Here is a 20,777-nt window from a genome sequence, read left to right on the forward strand (position 1 = left end):
CTAAATCAAAATAAAAATTGTATCTTTGTAGACTTTTTTAAAAACAAAATATATATGGCAAATTCTAGAGCAAGAGAAACAACAGAAGCGATCGAAAGAATTTATGTCTCTATGAGACATTTGTTTTACAGAGGATTTTTTAAACCTTCAGGAGTTTCGGGTGATAGCATTAGAAGCCTTCTAAAAATCATCAATCCAGAAATTTACGGAACCATGAACGTTCCTAATAAGGTAGAACTAGATGGTTTATTATATGTATTAGATAGATTACCAGAAGGCATAGAAGAATGTGCATTTATTCACCTTACTTCAGACGAAGGTTTTGACAAGGGAAGTTTTGAACCTATAGTACCAAAAAAACGTAGAAGAAATTGCTATAGAATAGATGAACACCAGATGAACATAGAAGTTCTACTTGGCCGTTCAGAAATTTATGATATTCTTACTCACCTTACTTTCTTATATATAGAAGCAGATAAAATAAGAAACATTGCCTTCTTAATAGATGAAGACGGAGAACCAAAACGCTCTTGGAAAATTATAGAACAAGTAGCAAAAGGCGAGAAAAAATTCAGCAGAAAAGAAAAAGAAGTTGCGCTTATTCATCTTTCTTCACTCTTAGGAAGAACTTTCGAAGAAACGCTTAATGCTTATAATAATTTCGGCGAAGACAATAATCCTGATAGACTTTTCAAAATCATTTATCACTTAGGAAAAGTAAGTTTTGACGACTTGAAACAAGTGAGAGAAAGAGAAATTCATTTCAGTGCAATTCTAAAAGAAAGAGTTGGTCACCATTATTTCGGCGAAAAATGGGCAAATCACGTAAAACAAGTTTTAGGAGATAACAATTTATTAAACAGACCTTTACATATTATTTCTGCCAATATGCACTCGGTGAAAAATATGCTCTTCGCCAATGATGCACTGAAGAAAAAGAATACTAAAGAAGTAGATTATTCACTTTACGAAGAAATTTCTAACAAGAAAGAACTTAGAGATAAAGTTCTAGACTATGCTATTTCTAAAGAAATGATCTACATAGATGATAATTCTGGTAGTAATATAGATGTACAGCTGATTGATTTATCAAAAGTAGACCTTAAAAACTCTCCATTTACCAATTCTGGATACAAAGGAGATGATGTTCTAATGGTTTTCGATTACGCTTTTGGTGAACAAGCTTATGAAGTGATGGATGAGTTGTTAAGACCATTCGAATACGAAGGAAATGTGTACACCATGAATGTAAAATCTGTTTCTATCATGGGCAAAGCAGGTATTCTTACCGGTGAAAAAGGAGACATCATGATTCCTACTTCTCACATTTTCGAAGGAACTGCAGATAATTATCCATTTGAAAACGCATTGAAATTAGAAGATTTCCAAGACGACGAATTAAGAGCTTTCGAAGGAAGCATGATTACCGTTCTAGGAACTTCTCTTCAGAATAAAGATATTTTAACCTATTTCATGACCACTTCTTGGAAATCAATCGGTCTAGAAATGGAAGGGGCACATTATCAAAAAGCCATTCAAGTAGCTTCTAAAATCAGAAAACACATTTCAGAAGATTTATTTGTAATGTATGCGTATTATGCTTCTGATAATCCATTAGAAACAGGTTCTACACTTTCTTCTGGTGGATTAGGTTTAACCGGTGTAAAACCTACTTACTTAATCACACTAAGAATTTTAGAAAAGATTTTACAATCTTCTTCTAAAAACAAGACAAAGAAGTAAAAATCATAAACTTTTAATAAAATCCTTCCAAACTTTGCTTTTGGAAGGATTTTTATTTAATATAGCAGTCTAAAAATTTGATTTATATTTGAAAAAATTTATGATATGAAGAATAGACTCGTTGCTATATTTTCTTTAATCGTAGGATTAATTACAGCACAACAGCAAGCTTACTACCAACAAGAAGCTTCTTACAAAATGGAAATCGATGTAGATGCTGCTAATTACTCTTATCACGGTAACCAAGAAATAAAATATACCAATAATTCTCCTGATGAACTTTCAGTAGTGTACTTTCACTTGTATTGGAATGCTTTTAAACCCAATTCTTTGATGGATCAAAGAGTGCAAAACCAAGGAAAAAATGCAGACGGAAGATTAACTGAATTCGGAAATTCTAAATTAGCTTCTATTCCTAAAAACGAAGAAGGTTCACAAACCATAAATTGGATTAAACAAAACGGAAAACTTCTAAAATTTGAAGTTCAAGAAACCATTATGAAGGTTTACCTCAATGAAAAAATAAAACCAAACTCTACCACCTCCTTCACGATGGATTGGGATTCTGTAGTTCCTAAACAAATCCGAAGAAGCGGCAGAAATAACAGAGAAGGTGTAGAAATGACCATGACGCAATGGTTCCCAAAACTAGCCGAATATGATTATGATGGCTGGGCAACTTTTGATTATGTAGGTAGAGAATTTCATGCTCCTTTTTCCAATTTTGATGTAAGCATCAAGATTGATAAAGAATATGTAGTTGGTGCAGGTGGCGTTTTAGAAAACCCTACAGAAGTAAAAGGCTACACCGAAAATCCTACGATAAAAACAGATAAAAACGACAAAGCAACTTGGCGTTTTACAGCAAAAAACATTTTAGATTTTGCTTGGGCCGCAGATAAAGACTATTCCGTAGAAACCTTCATCGTTCCAGATGGCCCAAAAGTGAATTTTGTATACCAAAAATCGGAAAAAACACAATTCTGGAGTGAGGCACAACCTTACATTACCAAATATTTCCAACTGATGAATGCCACTTTTGGCAGATACGTTTACCCTACTTATAGCTTTATACAAGGTGGAGATGGCGGAATGGAATACGGAATGTGTACTATGATTCTGGGCGAAGCTAGAAGTTTAGAAAATTTATTAGGATTAATGATTCATGAAGGAGCGCACTCTTGGTATCAGCAAATGCTTGCCACTAACGAAAGTACAAAACCTTGGTTAGATGAAGGCTTTACCAGTTATGCAGAAGATTTCGTGATGAATGCACTTTTCCCAAAAGAAGATATGCCAAATCCTTTTTACAATGCAATTCAGTCTTATGTAAGATTCGTAAAATCTGGCAAAGAAGAACCTGCAGTTTGGTTAGCAGACCATCATGATAACGGCACCGCTTACACCGTAGCTTCTTACACCAAAGGCGAATTGTTCTTAGTAGAATTAGGATACATTGTTGGCGAAGAAAACCTATCTAAAATTTTGAAAAAATATTACCAAGACTGGAACCTTAAACATCCTACAGACCGAGATTTTCTCCATATTGCACAGCAAATTTCTGGCATGGACTTGAAATGGTTTCACCATTATTGGATTAACACGACCAAAACCATAGATTACGCTATAAAAGATGTAAAATATAACGAAAACTCTACCACAATTACCCTAGTAAACAACGGTGAAGTTCCTATGCCAATTGATTTTAGCATTTTTACAAAAGAAAAAAAAACGGTGAATTATCACATTCCGCTCAATATGATGAGAGCTCCTAAAACCAAAGATTATTTTGGAGACTTCCAAACCTTAAACTATTGGAACTGGACTACCAAAGAATACACTTTGACCATTCCTTACAAAAAATCTGATTTACAAATTTTAGGAATAGACTTCTCTCAAAGATTAGCAGATGTAAACCCCGAAAATAATTTTTTAGAAGTAAAATAAAAGTTGAGAAATTTCTCAACTTTTTTTATGCAGAAAATGCTTAACTTTCGGCTCTAATTTTTCTTTTAAAAATCAATGACGAGCATTGTAATAAACATTGGCAATACCAATATTAGATTTGGCCATTTTATTGATGGCAAATGTGATGTATCTTGGATTATTAACACCAAACCTTACGGAACTAGAGACGAACTTTTCGCTCAATTTTCTATGCTGTATCAAACCTACAATATAGATATAGAAAAGGTAGATAAAATCATTATTGGCTCTGTGGTTCCCCAGCTTACACACATTATCAGCAGTGCTTTGTATAAAATTCATGGAATAGACGCTATAGTAGTAGATAGAAAAACACACTCTCCTATTCATCACAAGTCTAATCAAATGGGAACTGATATTTTTGCCAATTTAGTAGCGGCTCATTTTCTCTACCCCAACAAAAAGAAAATTATTTTGGATTTCGGAACTGCACTTACCGCAAGTTGTGTAGCCGAAGATGGTGAAGTTATGGGGGTTATTATCGCTCCAGGAATTATTACTTCTCTCAACTCTTTAGTGAAACAAACCGCACAACTTCCTGAAATAGAACTCACTAAACCAAAATCTGTTTTGGGACATGATACGGTTTCTTGTATGACTTCGGGGATGGTTTATGGATTTTTAGGAATGGTAGAAGGTTTTATTGACCGTATAAACGAAGAAGTAAACGATGAATGTTTCGTTATTGCAACAGGTGGCGTTTCTCATGTTTATCAACCTTTGACCAATAAAATAGACATCGCCGATAAATTACACACTTTAAAAGGTCTTTATTTCCTAGGAAAAGACAAATAAAGGTTATCTTTTTTCTTTAAAGAAATTTTTAATGATTTCTGAGCATTCGTTTTCTAAAATTCCTGAAACAATTTCTGTTTTAGGGTGAAGTTTTACGTTTTGATTGATAAAACCTCGGTTTTCATCTCTCGCTCCGATAACTAATTTAGAAACTTGTGACCAAGTTAAAGCGCCAGCACACATTACACAAGGCTCGAGTGTAACATACATCGTACAATCTTTTAAATATTTCCCTCCCAAAAAATTAGCAGCAGAAGTAATCGCCTGCATCTCTGCATGTGCTGTCACATCATTTAATTGTTCTGTGAGATTATGCCCCCTCGCAATAATTCTATCTTTGAAAACAATGACACAACCAATAGGAACCTCGTCTTTTTCCTTGGCAATTTCGGCTTCTTGCAAAGCCTGCTTCATAAAATATTCGTGAGAAAACATATTTAATCTACACTTTTTTAATTGGTAGAACACAAAAATAAGAAGAAAAACTACAACTCTTTAATGGTAAGAATCTTTTAAACAAAAAAAATCTCACATTTCTGTGAGATTTCTATTTCTGTGGGTCCTGAGGGATTCGAACCCCCGACCCTCTGGGTGTAAACCAGATGCTCTGAACCAACTGAGCTAAGAACCCTCTTTACGATTTCTCGTTTTGAGTGGTGCAAATATACAACTTATTGCGATTACTACAAATTTTTTTCTAAAAATTCTCCCACCACAAAGTTACTTCCGCCCACAAAAATCATTTCTTCGGGTTTACATTTTATTTTAGCTGCCTGAAAACCAGCATCTACTGTTTCAAAAATTTGAAAACCTATTTTTGCTGAAACCAGTAAACCTTCATACTCTTTTGGGCTTCTTCCTCTGCTAATAGAGGGCTTTACAAAGTAATATTGAGCATTTTTAGGTAAAATTTTCAATACCTCATCTATTTTTTTATCATTCACAAAACCAAGGACTATATGTTTATACTTTTCAATGGCATTCAATTGGGCAAAAACCATTTCTAAACCAGCTTGATTATGAGCGGTATCACAAATAATCAATGGATTTTCTGAAAACTGAAACCATCTTCCAATAAATTTAGTGTTTTGGTGAACTTTCATCAAGCCATTTTCAAGAGAACTTTCAGAAATTTCTATGTTTTGTTTCCTCAACTCATCTACCAAAGCCTGAACCACTCTTATATTTTTCTTTTGATAATTTCCCTTCAAATCAGTTTCTAAATCAGTAGAAATTACGGTTGCATCTATAAATTCTGACTTATTTTCGATGGCTTTTTGTTGAATAATATTTTTAACCAAATCTCTTTCATCACCAGAAATAATGGGAATATTGGGCTTTACAATACCTGCTTTTTCTGTGGCAATTTCTTCCAAAGTTTCTCCCAAAATATTCTGATGATCCAAATCTACATTCGTAATGGCTGCAACCAAAGGTTTTATAATATTGGTAGAATCTAATCTACCGCCCAAACCTACTTCAATAATGGCATAATCTATCTTTTTTTGATAAAAATATTCAAATGCCATAATCGTGGTAAATTCAAAAAAAGAAGGAAGAATTTCTTCTGGGATATCCCTCAATTTTTGAATAAAATCAAAGACAAATTCTTTCTCACAATTGTCTCCATTAATTTTAATTCTCTCTGTAAAATCAATTAAATGAGGAGAATTATACAAACCTATTTTGTATCCTTGTTCTTGTAAAACTGAAGCAAGCATATTACTGGTAGAACCTTTTCCATTAGTTCCGCCAATATGAATCATCTTCAGTTTTTCCTGAGGATTCCTGAAAAAATCACAAAGCTTTGTAATATTTTCTAAGCCTGGTTTATAAGCTTTTTGACCATCAATTTGGTAATTAGGCATTTGTACAAAAAGCCAATCTAACGCTTCTTGGTAAGCGTCTGGAGTAAAAGGAATTGGAGTATTTTTTGACACAAAAAATTTTTGTTCAAAGATAGGGAAACCCCATTTTATTTTGAAGTTTTAAAAATAAAAACTCAATATTTTTTGTTACATTTGAATAAACCACAAAATATTAAAAAATGGAAATTCAACATCAAGATAATGGTAAAAAGGGTGTTTTTTTCATAGAAGAAAACGGAGAAATCATTGCAGAAATGACCTATGTTTGGTCTGGTGAAGACAAAATCATCATAGACCACACTGAAGTTTCAGAAAAATTAGGAGGAAAAGGAATCGGGAAACAATTAGTTCATAAGGCAGTAGAAATGGCTCGTGAAAAACACATTAAAATCCTTCCACTTTGTCCATTTGCGAAAAGAGTTTTTGATAAAATCGAAGAATATCAAGACGTACTTTTTTAAATTTTTAAAAACTATACGCAAATAATTTGTTAGAACGTAATTTTATACGTTCCTGTAGAATTGGTGCTTGCTTTTTCGGCTTTTACGTATTTTTTCACCCAAATTACCGCAGCAGTAACTACACATGGATCAGAAATCCCACTGCTTCTGCGCGCTGAAATCACGTTTCCAGCTTTGTCAACCGTATAAGAAATGGTAATGGTCCCGTTTGCTGTACAGTTATGAGAGGGCTGTTCGCCACCTTTTCCCATGGTTCCAGGAATATAAGAAATAAGTTTTCTGTCAACACCTATTTTGCTGTCGCCATCTCCTTTTCCACCAAGAGGATCGCCAGCATTTCCGTCGGTTCCATTGGTTCCTTGCGTTCCGGTTTTAGTCCCTCTTCCTTTGATAAGATTGCCAATTGCAGCCGTTCCTTTTCCATCACCTTGAGCATTTTTGGTAGTGGTATTGCTGGTAGATAATGTTTTAGAAGTAGTGGTTTTAGACGCTGTAGTTTCGGTAGTTTTTGTAGATTTTTTTTCGGTTTTCTCCGTTTTTACTGCAGTAGTTTTTTCAGATTTTCCTGTGATGATTTTTTCTGTAGGTTTTTCTACAGCTTTTGGAGTTTCTACTATTTCTTGAGGTTGTGGTTCAGGAGCTTTTAATTCTTCAGGGATATAAATATCTGCAGAAGCTAAACTTCCTTCTTGATTAACAGGTTCTTCTGCTCCGTTTCCGTTTCTATTATCTCCGAAATTAATGAGCATAGTGGTCACTTTCTCTTCTTTCGGGATTTCTCTCACGAATTGGTAATAAAAAATCAACAAAAACAGCAATGCCGAAATCAGCGCAGTGAGTGTTGCACTTTTTAGCTTGTCTATTCTTTCGTCTCGTTTATGTTGAGTTATAGTTTCCAAATTTTTTAACGCTAGATGCGTACTCTTTTATTCGTTTTATTCTTGAACCGTAGCAATTGCTAAACCATATTTGTGCTTTTCTGCGATTTCCATTGCATAAACTACGTCTTTATGCTTGCAATTTTCGTCTGCTCTAATCGTGAAAGTAGGATTAGGTGAACCCTCTACCAATTTTACAATATCTTGTTCTAATTGTTCTTTTGGCGTTTCTAAATCATTTACAAAATACTTGCCATCTGCGTTTATTGTAACAGTTGTAGGATCTGTAACGCTAGGATCTTGAGCTGCAGCTTTTGGTAAATTCACATCTATTGCGCTTTGGCTGATGGCAGAACTAGTAATCATAAAGAATATCAATAACAAAAAGATAATATCTGTCATCGAAGCCATACTGAACTCGGCGCTTACTCTATTTCTTCTTTTCAATTCCATACTTAAAAAGTTTGAGGTTAGGTTTTAGAAGAATTAAAGTGGTTTGTTTAGCGTATCTAAAAACTCATTCACATGGGTTTGAATTTTCAGAACCAGTCTGTCTACATTAGTCACCAAAATATTATAGAAAAAATAGGCTGGAATTCCAACAAATAAACCAACTGCTGTAGTAGCCATCGCAGTATAAATTCCCGATGCTAATAGTTTAGGAGAAACCGCTCCCGTAACATTAGAAATCTCGAAAAACGCCATTATCATTCCCACTACCGTTCCCAAGAAGCCTAACATAGGCGCTGCTCCAGAAGCTGAAGCAAGAATATTCAGGTTTTTCTCCAGTTTAGAAACTTCTAACTGACCTTGGTTCTGCATTGCATTTGAAATATCAGAAATGGGTCTTCCTATTCTGGTTAAGCCTTTTTCTATCATTCTGGCTTCTGGCGAATCTGTTCTTCTGCATAAATCGATAGCAGATTGTATTCTTCCGTCATGAATGCAGTCTTTAATATTTTCTAAAAAATTAGGAGTTTCTTTAGAAGCTCTTTTGATGAAAAAATATCTTTCGAAAAAAACATACAATGCTAAAATTCCCAAAAGGAAAATGGCAATCATAATTGTATTTCCTATAATTCCTCCGCTGAAAAGTACATCCCAAAGTGAAAATACTTGTTTCTCTGTCACTTTATTGTTAATGATAGTAGTCGTGGCTTGTAAAAACATAATGAAAAATGTTAAGTTCGAATTTCTAAACGATAAATTTAGTGAAAAATTGTAGAATTCTTCGCTGCAATGAATGTTTTTTGAAAAATACTTTTCAAAAAAAATCTAAAAATAAAATAAGATTCTGATGGTTTTAAATGGAAAAGAAAACAGAAGAAAGTTACTCTTCTATTTCTATATCATCTGCTTTGAAATGACATTTCAATTTAAAAGGGATTGGCTCATCAGAACCTGTATAGAAATCATCTATTTTCCCTTGCCAGAATAATTGTAGCTCTCCTTCGTCATCTTTAGAAAAAGAAAGTTCATTCTCGTAGAGATAGGCTTCTTCGTCGTCATAAAGATCTACTTCTGTATAGGTTTCTTCGTCTGTATCTTCTATACGGAATGTTTTTCCTTCTAATTCATTAGAATCTATAGGAAATTCAAATACGTCTAAGGATAGCTGAGGAAAGTTATATTGTAGAGAATCGTCTTCTACATGGTCTAAAGAATCATCTGTAATGATTTCTACTTCCAGAAAATTTTTTGAATTGAGATAAACCGCCTTGCAATATGTGCTAGAAATATGGTATTTAAGGGTTTCTTCTGGGTGATAGATTTTTAAAATCCCTTTCATGATGGTGTGTTAAAAAGAATGTTTGTTTTTAAGTTTTTTAAAATTGTAATTGTCTTCGAACAAAGATAAAAAATTTATAAAACCACGAAAGATTTTTCGTTAAAAATCATAAAAAACGCAGTAAAAAAATTACTGCGCTTATTATTTTGAAAAATTTATTTGAAGTTAAACTTCAGCGTGAGTACCACTTGTCTTGGTCTAATGTTTACTGTGGTGTAAGAAGTTTGATTAAAGGTAGAGTTAAAAGTTACATTTTCGAATACGTTATTATTGGTAATATTCAGCACTTTTAGTTCTAAATCTATTTTTTCTTCCGACATAGAATATTGGTAAGAAAGGTCAAAGAAAGCATTTTTAGCAGTTCTTTCTCTGTTGCTAGAGTGCAATTCGTCCCAAGTGAATCCTAGTGTGTGATTTTTGAAAGGATAAACATATGCAGAAAGTGCGTGGTTAAATGAATTGGTCTTGTTATTAAATCTTGCATCGTCTGGAGATTTTGTATTATTAAAACTCCAATTGGCATTATAATCTAAACTTAACCAAGAGAAATAATTATTATTAAACTTAACACTTACTCCTTGATTTACGCCTTCTACATCTATAAAACTAGATTCTGTAGGGGTAGAATTGGCTGGTAATTGCTGATAATTACTTAATGAATAATTATATCCTACAGACGCATTGGTTTTTAACTTAGGGAAATATTTTCCGAGTTCTGTTTTTGCAGAATTGGTTTTGCTGTTGTTTTCTAAATTGTATCCTTTTATAATAAATTGTTGACTGTTCTCATCTAACTGATTAAGGAAAGTTACGTTATTTGTTCTGTCATTAAAGTTATAACTTACATTAAAGAAAATGTTATTCAATGGATTTCTGTACTCTAATCTTGAACCCACATAATTAGACCTTGTTTGCTGAATATCAGTATCTCTGGAAGACAAATTCTTAGCAGACAAAAGAATAAAACCATTATAAACATCATTGATGCTTCCGAATGAATTAGTAATTCCCGCGAAAGTTGAAAATTTCCAGAATGAGGTTAAATCATATCTCATGAATAATCTTGGTTCATAAGTCACTTTATTCAGAGTTTTGTCTAAATTATTGGTTCCATTTGCAGAAATATTATTAAAATTCACAGGGAAACTTAAATTTACATCTAAACCTTCTCTCTTATAGTTCACCATCATTTGTGCATAAGGCTTTAGATTTTTAAAATTAATGTCATTTTCTAGTGCAGTTCCATTAAACTGATAATCCTGAATAGAGTTTCCTGTAACACCATTTACATCTGTAAGTAGCTTATTATTGGTGTAATTAAGACCAACTTCTGGTGTAAAAGTCCAATTCTTTTTTGATAAACCAATTGATGCAGAATGTACCGCTTCGAAAGTTTTAAGATTAAGGAATTGATGTACCAATTCGCTATTATTTCCTCCATCTACATTTTGTAAATTCACCACATAACTCGCTGGATTGATGAATAAATCTTGCTTGTCATCTCTATAGCTGATGAAAGACATTGCGTTTACTAATCTTTCTTTCCAAGGAATAATAGCACTTAATGAGTTTTGGAAACTATTAGATGGCGTTTTAGTTCTTTGGTTAGAAGCATTATTATTATTTTTAGTATTCGCTAAATCTCCATTCCAAAGTCCGTTATAAGTAGTGGTATTTTTAAAGAAACTTTTATTGGCGTTTTTAGAGAAAATAATTTCACCTTTTGCTTGGTTAGTATAGAAATTATTAGACACTAAAGAAGTGTTGCTCAAATCATTATTCGCATTGAAGGTTTTCACCGTACTTTCTCTTTCTATGGCGTTATTACTATAACTTGCGTTGGCTTTAAATTCCCATTGCTTCGAGAGATTGGTCAAAACATTTGCAGATAAATAATGTACATTATTAAATAAATATCTTTTTACAGGAACGTTTTGAGGAGTAGAAGCATTTTCTACAGAAAGCCAAGAATTTTCAGAAAAATTTCTTCTCATTCCTTCAAATCTATTCCCAAAAGCCAAAATATTATTCTCTTTTTCTACTTCTTCTCCCATATTATTGGTTTTGTAATTTAAAACCCATTGGTATTTTTGAGTAAAGAGCATCGGAGAAAGTTTTACATTCCAAAGAGAAGGCGCTACGCCAAGTGAAGTTTCTCCTCTTCCTGTCATGGTAATAGATTTTTTGAGCTGTACATTAATCGCCGCATTTTCCGAAGAAAGTTTATCCTGTAGAATTTTTACAGGTTGATGGTTTTCAAGCACTTCTACTTTTTGCACAGCATCTTTTGGGAGAGAATTATTGATTACACCGTAACTTCCTTCCATTAAATCTTTTCCGTTTACATAGAATTTATTAATCGGTTCACCTTGATAGAGAATAGAACCATCTTTATTTACTTCAATCCCAGGAATTTTTTTCAAAACATCGGCTAAACTTCTATCTGCTTTGCTTTCGAAAGATTTTAAATCATATGAAATGGTGTCACCACGTTTGGTAATAAGTTTAGTTTTCAGTTTTACTTCTTTAATTTCTGTGGCTTTTTCTTGAAGCACAAAATTCAAAGTCTGAGTTGTGTTATTATAATTTTCGGTGATGGTTTGATGGTTAAAAGCTTTTACCTTCACTAGAATTTTTTCGTCACTACTTGTAAAAGTCACTTTATAATTTCCTTTGGCATCGGTAATTGCATATTCTAAAATGACATTTTTCCCTATTTCTTCTATGGTTACACTTGCACTTGCAAGCGGTTTTCCATCATCATTTTTTACAGTACCAGAAATGGTTTTTTGAGCAAAAATTACAATTGAAAATAATAAAATAAAGATAAATGAAAGTGTTTTTTTCATGTTTAAAAGTTTATCACTAAAGTATTAGTAAAAGAAAAGGATATTGTGTTACAAAATTTTTAGATAATCATTTCGGAAAAATGTTAAAGCGAACTTTTTTGCCTATTTAAATTGGTTTATTTTTCCACAAGAAACGTATTCCTGTTGCTAAATTCAGTAATTTTGCAGAAATTTAATTTTCAAATAAAAATTTATCTCAACATCATATGTCTTTAATCAAAAGTATCTCAGGAATCCGTGGAACAATCGGTGGTAAAGTAGATGATAATCTTACACCTGTAGATGTGGTAAAATTTACTGCAGCTTTCGGAACTTGGCTTCAAAAAAATAAAAATAAAAAAGATTTAACCTTAGTTATTGGTCGTGATGCCAGAATTTCTGGTGCTATGGTTAATTCATTGGTCACCGCTACTTTACAAGGATTGGGAATTCATGTAGTAGATTTAGGACTTTCTACTACGCCAACCGTGGAAGTGATGGTTCCAGAACTCAATGCTGATGGCGGAATTATCTTAACCGCTTCTCACAACCCAAAACAATGGAACGCTCTGAAATTGCTCAACGAAAAAGGAGAATTTATCAGCGGAAAAGATGGTGTAGAAATGCTAGAAATAGCCGAAAAAGAAGATTTCAACTTTGCCGAAGTTGACGATTTAGGAAAATACGAAACCCGAACAGACGCTTTTGACATTCATATTCAGAAAATTCTAGATTTACCAATGGTAGATGTAGAAGCTGTAAAAGCTAAAAAATTCAAAGTAGTCTTAGACGCTGTAAATTCAACAGGAGGGATTTCTCTTCCGCCACTTCTAGAAAAATTAGGCTGCGAAGTGGTAAAACTATACTGCGAACCAAACGGACAATTTCCACACAATCCAGAACCTTTGAAAGAGCATTTGACAGACATTTGTGATTTGATCAAAAAAGAAGGTGCAGATGCAGGAATTGTAGTAGACCCAGATGTAGACAGATTGGCACTTATTGACGAAAATGGCGAAATGTTCGGTGAAGAATACACTTTGGTAGCTGTGGCAGACTATTTGCTGAGGCATAAGAAGGGAGTTGCTGTTTCTAACCTTTCTTCGAGCCGAGCTTTGAGAGATGTTGCTAGAAATCTAGGTTCAGAATATTTTGCAAGTGCTGTAGGAGAAGTAAATGTGGTGACTTTAATGAAGGAGAAAAATGCAGTCATTGGTGGAGAAGGAAACGGCGGAATTATTTATCCAGATTTGCATTACGGAAGAGATTCTTTAGTTGGCGTTGCATTATTTTTAACACATTTGGCTAAAGAAAACAAAACCGTTTCTGAGTTAAGAGCTACATATCCAGCTTATTACATGGGTAAAAAGAAGATAGAACTTACTCCAGAAATAGATGTAGATGCATTATTAATAAAAATGCAGGAAGAATATAAAAATGAAGAAATTTCTACTATAGATGGTGTGAAAATTGATTTTCCCGAAAATTGGGTTCACCTCAGAAAATCAAACACAGAACCTATTATTAGAATTTATACAGAAGCCTTTTCTCAGCAAGAAGCAGATGAACTGGCAGACAAAATGATAGCAAAAATTAAAAGTTTAATTTAGAATCAAGAATTAAGAACCGAGAATCAAGAATTTTTTAAAAATCTTGTTTTTTGAATCTTGTTTCTAAAAATCTATAAAATAATTTGGAAGAATTTTTTGAAAATGAGCTTGCTAAAAAGTTCGAAGACATGATAGAAAATAACGAACAGTTCTACTTTGACACAGAAGAAGTAGAAGACATTGTTATTTTTTATTTAGAAATGGGAGACATTAATTTTGCAGAAATGGCTGTGAATTATGGCTTAAATCTTCACCCTAATTCTATCGAACTGAAAGTTAAGCAATTAGAAGTCTTTTTAGAACTCGAAAAATATGTTCAAGCTCGCCAATTAATTGAAGAGTTGAAACCTTCATGTTCAGAAAGCACCGACTTTTTGGTTTGTTGTGCCAAATATTATTCCAACAACGGAAATCCTAGAAAATCAATAGAATTTTGCGAAAAAGCATTAGAACTTGAAGAGGAAGAAAGTTTCCTGCATAATTTCATTGCAGATGAATATTACAACCTCCAAGACCCTTTTAATGCATTGAAAAACTACAAATTAGCATTAAAACACGATCCTCAAGATGAATATGCGCTAGAAAGTGCGATGATGTGTTATGGCGAAATGAATCGTCATGCTGAAGCAGAAGAATTTTTGCAAAATTATATCAATCAGTTTCCTTTTTCAGAAACCGCTTGGTTTGAAATGGGACAATTCTATTTCAACCGAAAAAACTACGAAAAAGCGATTCAGTCTTTTGATTATTTACTAGCTATTAATTCTGATTCGGCTGGAGTTTATGCAAATAAAGCAGCGTGTTATGAAGCTATGGAACAATGGCAAAAAGCGATTGAGGTTTATCAGGAACAGCTAGAATTAGAATATACCAAAGCTTTTACGTATTACAAAATTGGATTGTGCTATAAAGCGGCCAAAAAAAATATGGAAGCGCTTCGTGCTTTTCAGAAATCTTTAAGAGAAGACCCTCAGTTTTATCTTTCGATGATGGAGCAAAGCGACATTTATTTGGAAATGGGAAGCATGAAAGAAGCTTTACACTTTGCTAAAGAAGCAGTTGCGCTGAATGAAAATAACCTAGAATTCCAGAAGAAATTAGCCTTTCTTTACATAGATTCTGGCAGATTCGAAGAATCGCTTTCTTGTCTGAAAAAATTAGTAGATGTAGAGCCAAAAAGATTCTACAATTGGTATGCATACAGCGAAGTGATTATGCTTATCGGAGAATATGAAGATGCGATTACCGTTTTAGAACAAGCCACTAAAATTCACCAAAGGGCAGAATTGTATTATCAGCTCAGCAATTCTTATCTTCACTTAAATGATGTGGAAAACGGACAAAAAGCATTGCAAAAAGCCCTAGAATTAGATGAAAGTCTTTCTAGCGATATGCAAGAAAAATATCCTTTTATTAAGGAGCAAATTTCTAAAGAAAAGAGTAAAAATAAATAGCAAATCCCGAGAAATTCTCGGGATTTTTTTTATTTATAATTCTGCTCTAAAAACCAAATAAATTCCTCCATTCTGTAAACATTATTCGCAACCAAGAAAACGAATAAAATTCCCACAAAAACCGTCAGAAAAGAAAGCGTTTTTGGAGAATTTTTATACCCGAAAAACAACCATCCCAACATCATCGGAACTACAAAAATGAAATGCCCACCATAAATATAAGAAGTATGCAAACCAAACTTCAAAACGCAATGAATGATGATATCTACGAAAAATGAAAGCATTAAAATCTGTACAAATTTGTTTTTGAAGTTTTTAAAATAACTCCAAAAAACAAGAACCAGAACTGCGCCAACGAAAATATACGGAGCTACTGATGTGAAAACATCCATAAATAGGGCGTTGTAATGGAAGCCTTTTTTATTGTGATAGTCTCTCACCACAAAATTAGAAAAAATCATATTTCCCCCTAAAAACCAAGACGAAATCATGTCCCAAAGTGGTGTAACCTTCGGTTTTGAGAATTTCTCGTATTGTTCACCTGTTTTAGTGAAAATCCTCATGTAGTCCCAATCTAATCGGTATAAAAATAACAACACGAAAACCGCTGCTGAAATCACAACTCTAATCGCGGCATTGAAAAAGTTTTTAAAATTCTTGAATAAACCTTTCTCAAAAAGGATAGGAATGTAGACTTTTACAATATTCGTAATGGTTAAACCACCTACTAAAACCGAAGCAAAAGTGAGCGGAAATAGAGAAATTTTCTTTTCTTTTTTGAGTTTTGCCGCTGCGTAATAATTAAAAGCTACCAAAAACAGCAAAGTATAAGTATAAGTTTCTGGCGTGAACGAAAGCAGAATTGGAGTTGTAAAAAAAGCAAAGAAAAAGGTAATTAATACATTGATTTTCAAAGGAATCCTTACAATATTTCTTAAATATTTAAACAACTGAACCAAAGCCAAACTCACAGCAAAATTACTGCACCAAGCCAAAACCAAACGGAAAATTTCATTCTTTTTACCATCCGAAATCCAAAGAGCAAATTCTCTGATAAAATCGAAGAAATAATTAGAAAGCGGATGTCTCTCGAAACCACCACCTGTCATTACAATCGAGCGATTATCAAAACTGAAATAAGCGTCCCAAGGAATTCTATCATCATATATAATTCTATAATTCAGGGCGATATAGCTTCCTAAAATTCCGTAAGAAGTGAGGAAAATAACAAACAAAACCCATTCTACCCCATTGCTTGGGAATATCAGTTTTAAAGTGTCTTTGAATTTTTTCAAGGATAAAATTTTTGCAAAAATATGGTTTTTAAATGCAAAGAGCGCAAAGAATATTTTACAAATCAACTGTTTTGATGTTCGCAAATATACTTCTACGAAGAACAAGAAAGTGAACTGCAACCCACTACTCCTTCATATTTTTCTGGTCTTTTCACTGAAAATTCTGGGTAGATTTCTTTATAAGGTTTTTGTAAAGCTTTCCAAAGTTTGTCAAAAAGTTCTGTTTTGCCTTCTTCCATTTCTGCAATGCAATCGTAAAGCAGATAGTTTCTCAAGACAAATTTCGGATTGGCTTTTTGCATGATTTTTCGGCTTTCTTCTTTGGAAATTTGATTATAAGAAAGTCTTTGTCTGTAATTTTCAACAAATTCTATAACCAAAGTTTCTTGTTCTTTATTCAAGTTTTGATAGAAAGATTTTTTGAAATGCTCATCGATATTTGTACCTTCTTCAAGGCTTTCTAACTGACTGAAAAACAACGTATAGTCTATAGAAATTTCTTCCATTAATTTTTGCCAAGAAGTAAAGAAATCTGCATCGTATCTTTCTAATTTTTCAAACCCGAATTTCTTCGCCATCATTTCATCATGCTTTTTCCAAAACATTTCGCTATAATCAATTAAGATTTTTTCCAGCGCTGCTTCATCTTTAATTAATGGGAAAAGTGCATTCGCCAATTGAATTAAATTCCAATGGGCTATGTGTGCTTGCTTACCGAAAGCGTATCTTCTTCCTGGTAAATCGGTTGTATTTGAAGTGAAATTCAAATTATATTCATCTAAAAATGAGAATGGGCCGTAATCTATCGTATTACCAATAATGCTCATATTATCAGTATTCATTACGCCATGTGTAAATCCTACTCTAATCCATTCTACAATCATATCGGCGGTTTTTTCGCCCACTATTTTGAAAAATTCCAGATATTTTTCGGTTGAGTTTTTATCAATTTCTGAGAAATAATTTTCGATGGTAAAATCTGCTAATTTTTGTAAAGTATCCAATTCATTTCTTGCTGCTAACAACTCAAAATGCCCAAAACGAAGAAACGTTTCCGAAGTTCTGATGACAACTGCTCCTTGCTCGAAATCTACATTTCCGTTGTACATGATATCTCGAGCCACTTTTTCTCCAGAAAGCGAAAGAGAAAGCGCTCTTGTAGTAGGAATTCCCAAGTGAAACATGGCTTCACTCATGAGATATTCTCTGATAGATGAACGCAACACGGCTCTACCATCAGCATGACGAGAGTAAGGAGTTGCGCCCGCACCTTTCCATTGAATTTCTGTTGATTTTCCTTCAGAATTTTGGATTTCTCCGGCATAAATGGCTCTTCCGTCACCTAATTGACCAGCCCATTGTCCGAACTGATGACCTGCATAAGCGGTAGAAAAAGTTTTCACGTTTTCTGAAAGTTTGGTAGCATTCAAAAAGTCTGTATCTTCTTGGTTTTCAATTTTTCCTAAGCCTATTTCTTCGGCTAGATTTTCGTTAAAGTGCAATAACTGCGCTTTTTTGAATCCATAAATATCGGTAAGTGCAAAAAAGAAATTGGGAGTTTGTCTTTGCGCAGGATTTCCTGAAAAGTCTCCTGGAAAAAGATCTAAATATTTCTGTGTAATTTTATCTAAATTCATTTTGCAAAACTAAATGATTTTCAAGAAAAAACCGCTTCAAATAAGATTGAAACGGTTTATAAGTTTTATTGATTGAAATCTACTTCGTCTTTGTTCAGATTTTCGTTGAGATTTTCTTCTTTTGGTTTATTGCTTTTAGGCTGATTGTCTTTTGGTTTAGGATTTTTTATTTGGTCTATGGTTTGTAATCCGCCATCATCTCCATAACCTCCAAGTCCCTGTAAATCTGCACAATCACCCGTCCAATTAGAAGGTTTGGCAAATTTATCATCTGGTGTAATTCCCAGTTTTTTATCTGCCCAAATTTTCTTCATGAAAATTCCCCAAATCGGCAATGCCATTCTAGCACCTTGACCTTCACCTGTACTCCAGAAGTGGGTTGCTCTGTCTTCCCAGCCTACCCAAACTCCTGTTGCTAGATTAGGTGTAATTCCCATGAACCAACCATCTGAGTTGTTCTGAGTAGTTCCTGTTTTACCAGCTATTTCTACAGTATCAGGAATTCCCATTCTTCTTAACTGCCCAGAAGCTGTACCGAATCTTGTAACGCCTTTCATCAAGTCTATCATGGTATAGGCGTACATTTCGTTCATGACTTCTTTGGTTTCGTTTTTCACCTCTTTAATCACTCTACCATTTGCATCTTCTATACGCCAAACCATTTCTGGTTTTATGTAATTTCCATAATTTGCAAAAGTACTGTATGCTCCCAACATTTCATAAATGGTAATATCTGTAGAACCTAGAGCGATTGCATATTCATTAGGCATTTCTTCTGTTACTCCTAAATCTCTAGCCAATTGGATTACTTTTTTAGGACTTACAGATTCTATTAGTCTTACTGCAACTGGGTTTTTAGAATGTGCCAATGCGTCTCTCAAAGTAAGATTACTGCCGTTACCTTCTACTACCCAATCTCCTTTAGTGTATCTAGCATTAGACACGGTAGAACAAGGGGTCATTCCTAAATTCATAATGGCAGTAGCGTATACAAACGGTTTAAATGTAGAACCTACTTGTCTTTTTCCTTGCTTTACGTGGTCATATTGAAAATGTTTCCAGTCGATTCCTCCTACCCAAGCTTTAATATCACCTGTTGCCGGTTCCATAGACATTAAACCTGCTTGTGCAATTTGCTTATGATATCTGATTGAATCATATGGAGACATTTCGGTTTCTTTTTCTCCTTCCCAAGTAAAGATGGTGGTTTTGGTTGGCGTTTTGAAATCCATCATAATAGAATCTTCTGAAACACCTTCTGCAGCCAATTGTTTATATCGACCTGTTCTTTTCATTGCAGCCAACATAATGCCGTCAATTTGATCTTTTTTCAAGAAATAGAAAGGTCTATTAGGATTTCTGCGTTGTTCTTCGTCAAAGCTTTTCTGAAGACTAGTCATATGTTCCTTAATGGCTTCTTCTGCATATTTCTGCATTTTAGAATCTAAGGTTACAAAGATTTTAAGACCGTCTCTGTAAATATTTACATCTTTACCTGTCTCTTTTTCGTATTCTTCTAGGTAATTATTGATTTCTTTTCTTAAATAATGCTTATAGTAAGCAGAATATCCTTCGTCTACAGATTCTACAGGATGGAAATCTACTACAATGGGTTCCGCCACCACTTTGTCATAAGTAGCTTGGTCTATATAGTTGGTTTTAAGCATTTGCTCTAGAACCACATTTCTTCTGTCTTTGGCCTTTTCAGGATATTTTATCGGGTTATTTCTTACTGGATTTTCGAGCATTGCTACAAAAGTAGCTGCTTCTGAAAGCGTAAGTTCTTTGGTTGATTTATTGAAATAAATTTTAGAAGCGAGTTCTATTCCATTTGCATTGTGCAAGAAATCAAACTTATTAAAATAAAGCGTGATGATTTCTTCTTTGGTATATCTTTTCTCCAAACTTACTGCAACAGACCATTCTTTTAATTTTTGGAAAGCTCTTTGAAATTTATTTTGAGAAGCTCCTTTAGTAAACAACAATTTTGCCAACTGCTGAGAAATGGTAGAACCTCCTCCTCTTTTCCCACCATAAGCTACCGCTCTTGCAAAAGCCTGTAAATCAATTCCTGAGTGCTCACGGAAACGTTCATCTTCTTTTGCCATTAATGCATACACTAAATGCGGTGGTAAATCTTTATAAGTAACCGGAATGGTTTTTTCTTTCTCGAATTTTCCTAAGGTAACGCCATCAGATGAAATGATTTCTGAAGCTACGTAAATATCTGGATTTTCTAGTTCATTTACATCTGGCATATCTCCCACAATTCCTTGAGATACAGCAAAAAACAAAAATGCTGTTCCTAGAATTATTCCTCCTAAGCCAAGCCAAATGAATTTCACCCATTTTTTATAACCAAAGTTTTTTTGCTTTTTGGGTGGCAACGGAAAATTAAGTGTGCTGCCTTGTTTTACAGTGTTTTCCATATAA

Annotated in this window: 16 protein-coding genes and 1 tRNA gene; 6 read left to right on the plus strand and 11 right to left on the minus strand. The window is 33.7% G+C overall.

What is annotated here, in order from left to right; genetic code table 11:
* Window positions 1-54: 54 nt before the first annotated feature.
* The 3 genes from N7277_RS02885 to N7277_RS02895 all read left to right on the plus strand — a co-directional run bounded on the left by N7277_RS02885 (window position 55) and on the right by N7277_RS02895 (window position 4,524).
* On the plus strand, window positions 55-1,743 hold the full coding sequence (locus N7277_RS02885) for a DUF6909 family protein (RefSeq protein ID WP_274780254.1): 1,689 nt from the start codon (window positions 55-57) through the stop codon (window positions 1,741-1,743).
* A 105-nt stretch (window positions 1,744-1,848) separates the two neighbouring features.
* Window positions 1,849-3,690 (plus strand): M1 family metallopeptidase, encoded by a 1,842-nt coding sequence (locus N7277_RS02890; RefSeq protein ID WP_274780255.1) that lies wholly within the window; start codon window positions 1,849-1,851, stop codon window positions 3,688-3,690.
* Between the two features lie 75 nt (window positions 3,691-3,765).
* On the plus strand, window positions 3,766-4,524 hold the full coding sequence (locus tag N7277_RS02895) for a type III pantothenate kinase (protein WP_274780256.1): 759 nt from the start codon (window positions 3,766-3,768) through the stop codon (window positions 4,522-4,524).
* A gap of 3 nt (window positions 4,525-4,527) precedes the next feature.
* On the opposite strand, the gene N7277_RS02900 is transcribed toward N7277_RS02895, so the two are convergent.
* From N7277_RS02900 to N7277_RS02910, 3 genes are all read right to left on the minus strand, one after another.
* Window positions 4,528-4,959, minus strand: coding sequence for a nucleoside deaminase (locus tag N7277_RS02900; protein WP_274780257.1), 432 nt, complete (start codon window positions 4,957-4,959; stop codon window positions 4,528-4,530).
* A 121-nt stretch (window positions 4,960-5,080) separates the two neighbouring features.
* A tRNA-Val gene (locus N7277_RS02905) sits at window positions 5,081-5,155 on the minus strand.
* A gap of 52 nt (window positions 5,156-5,207) precedes the next feature.
* Complete coding sequence (locus N7277_RS02910; RefSeq protein ID WP_274780794.1) at window positions 5,208-6,392, minus strand: bifunctional folylpolyglutamate synthase/dihydrofolate synthase; 1,185 nt, start codon at window positions 6,390-6,392, stop codon at window positions 5,208-5,210.
* Window positions 6,393-6,571: 179 nt separating this feature from the next.
* Between N7277_RS02910 and N7277_RS02915 the strand changes: the two genes are divergently transcribed.
* On the plus strand, window positions 6,572-6,853 hold the full coding sequence (locus N7277_RS02915; RefSeq protein WP_274780258.1) for a GNAT family N-acetyltransferase: 282 nt from the start codon (window positions 6,572-6,574) through the stop codon (window positions 6,851-6,853).
* A gap of 29 nt (window positions 6,854-6,882) precedes the next feature.
* On the opposite strand, the gene N7277_RS02920 is transcribed toward N7277_RS02915, so the two are convergent.
* The 5 genes from N7277_RS02920 to N7277_RS02940 all read right to left on the minus strand — a co-directional run bounded on the left by N7277_RS02920 (window position 6,883) and on the right by N7277_RS02940 (window position 12,369).
* The gene (locus tag N7277_RS02920) at window positions 6,883-7,752 is read right to left on the minus strand and encodes a ferric siderophore ABC transporter substrate-binding protein (RefSeq protein ID WP_274780259.1); all 870 of its coding nucleotides are present in this window, start codon (window positions 7,750-7,752) and stop codon (window positions 6,883-6,885) included.
* 36 nt (window positions 7,753-7,788) lie between these two features.
* Window positions 7,789-8,184 (minus strand): ExbD/TolR family protein, encoded by a 396-nt coding sequence (locus tag N7277_RS02925; protein WP_274780260.1) that lies wholly within the window; start codon window positions 8,182-8,184, stop codon window positions 7,789-7,791.
* A gap of 33 nt (window positions 8,185-8,217) precedes the next feature.
* Complete coding sequence (locus N7277_RS02930) at window positions 8,218-8,901, minus strand: MotA/TolQ/ExbB proton channel family protein (protein WP_069797457.1); 684 nt, start codon at window positions 8,899-8,901, stop codon at window positions 8,218-8,220.
* Between the two features lie 160 nt (window positions 8,902-9,061).
* Window positions 9,062-9,520 (minus strand): hypothetical protein, encoded by a 459-nt coding sequence (locus N7277_RS02935; protein ID WP_274780261.1) that lies wholly within the window; start codon window positions 9,518-9,520, stop codon window positions 9,062-9,064.
* A gap of 155 nt (window positions 9,521-9,675) precedes the next feature.
* On the minus strand, window positions 9,676-12,369 hold the full coding sequence (locus N7277_RS02940; protein ID WP_274780262.1) for a TonB-dependent receptor: 2,694 nt from the start codon (window positions 12,367-12,369) through the stop codon (window positions 9,676-9,678).
* 206 nt (window positions 12,370-12,575) lie between these two features.
* On the opposite strand from N7277_RS02940, the gene glmM reads away from it, so the two are divergent.
* Together glmM and N7277_RS02950 are read left to right on the plus strand one after the other, a co-directional pair.
* The gene (gene glmM / locus N7277_RS02945; protein WP_274780263.1) at window positions 12,576-13,958 is read left to right on the plus strand and encodes a phosphoglucosamine mutase; all 1,383 of its coding nucleotides are present in this window, start codon (window positions 12,576-12,578) and stop codon (window positions 13,956-13,958) included.
* An 83-nt stretch (window positions 13,959-14,041) separates the two neighbouring features.
* Window positions 14,042-15,412 carry a tetratricopeptide repeat protein gene (locus N7277_RS02950; protein ID WP_274780264.1) on the plus strand — a complete coding sequence of 457 codons (1,371 nt, stop codon included), beginning with the start codon at window positions 14,042-14,044 and terminating at the stop codon, window positions 15,410-15,412.
* A 29-nt stretch (window positions 15,413-15,441) separates the two neighbouring features.
* Here the strand turns inward: N7277_RS02950 and N7277_RS02955 are convergent, their stop codons facing one another.
* The 3 genes from N7277_RS02955 to N7277_RS02965 all read right to left on the minus strand — a co-directional run bounded on the left by N7277_RS02955 (window position 15,442) and on the right by N7277_RS02965 (window position 20,773).
* On the minus strand, window positions 15,442-16,707 hold the full coding sequence (locus tag N7277_RS02955) for a DUF6080 domain-containing protein (RefSeq protein WP_274780265.1): 1,266 nt from the start codon (window positions 16,705-16,707) through the stop codon (window positions 15,442-15,444).
* Between the two features lie 92 nt (window positions 16,708-16,799).
* Entirely contained in the window at window positions 16,800-18,344 is a 1,545-nt protein-coding gene (locus N7277_RS02960) for a protein adenylyltransferase SelO (RefSeq protein ID WP_274780266.1), read from the minus strand.
* 65 nt (window positions 18,345-18,409) lie between these two features.
* Window positions 18,410-20,773: a penicillin-binding protein 1A gene (locus N7277_RS02965; protein WP_274780267.1), complete on the minus strand. Its 2,364-nt coding sequence runs from the start codon at window positions 20,771-20,773 to the stop codon at window positions 18,410-18,412.
* Window positions 20,774-20,777: the final 4 nt, after the last annotated feature.

Source organism: Cloacibacterium sp. TD35 (genome assembly GCF_028864635.1).
In the GTDB taxonomy this organism is placed as follows: Bacteria; Bacteroidota; Bacteroidia; order Flavobacteriales; family Weeksellaceae; genus Cloacibacterium.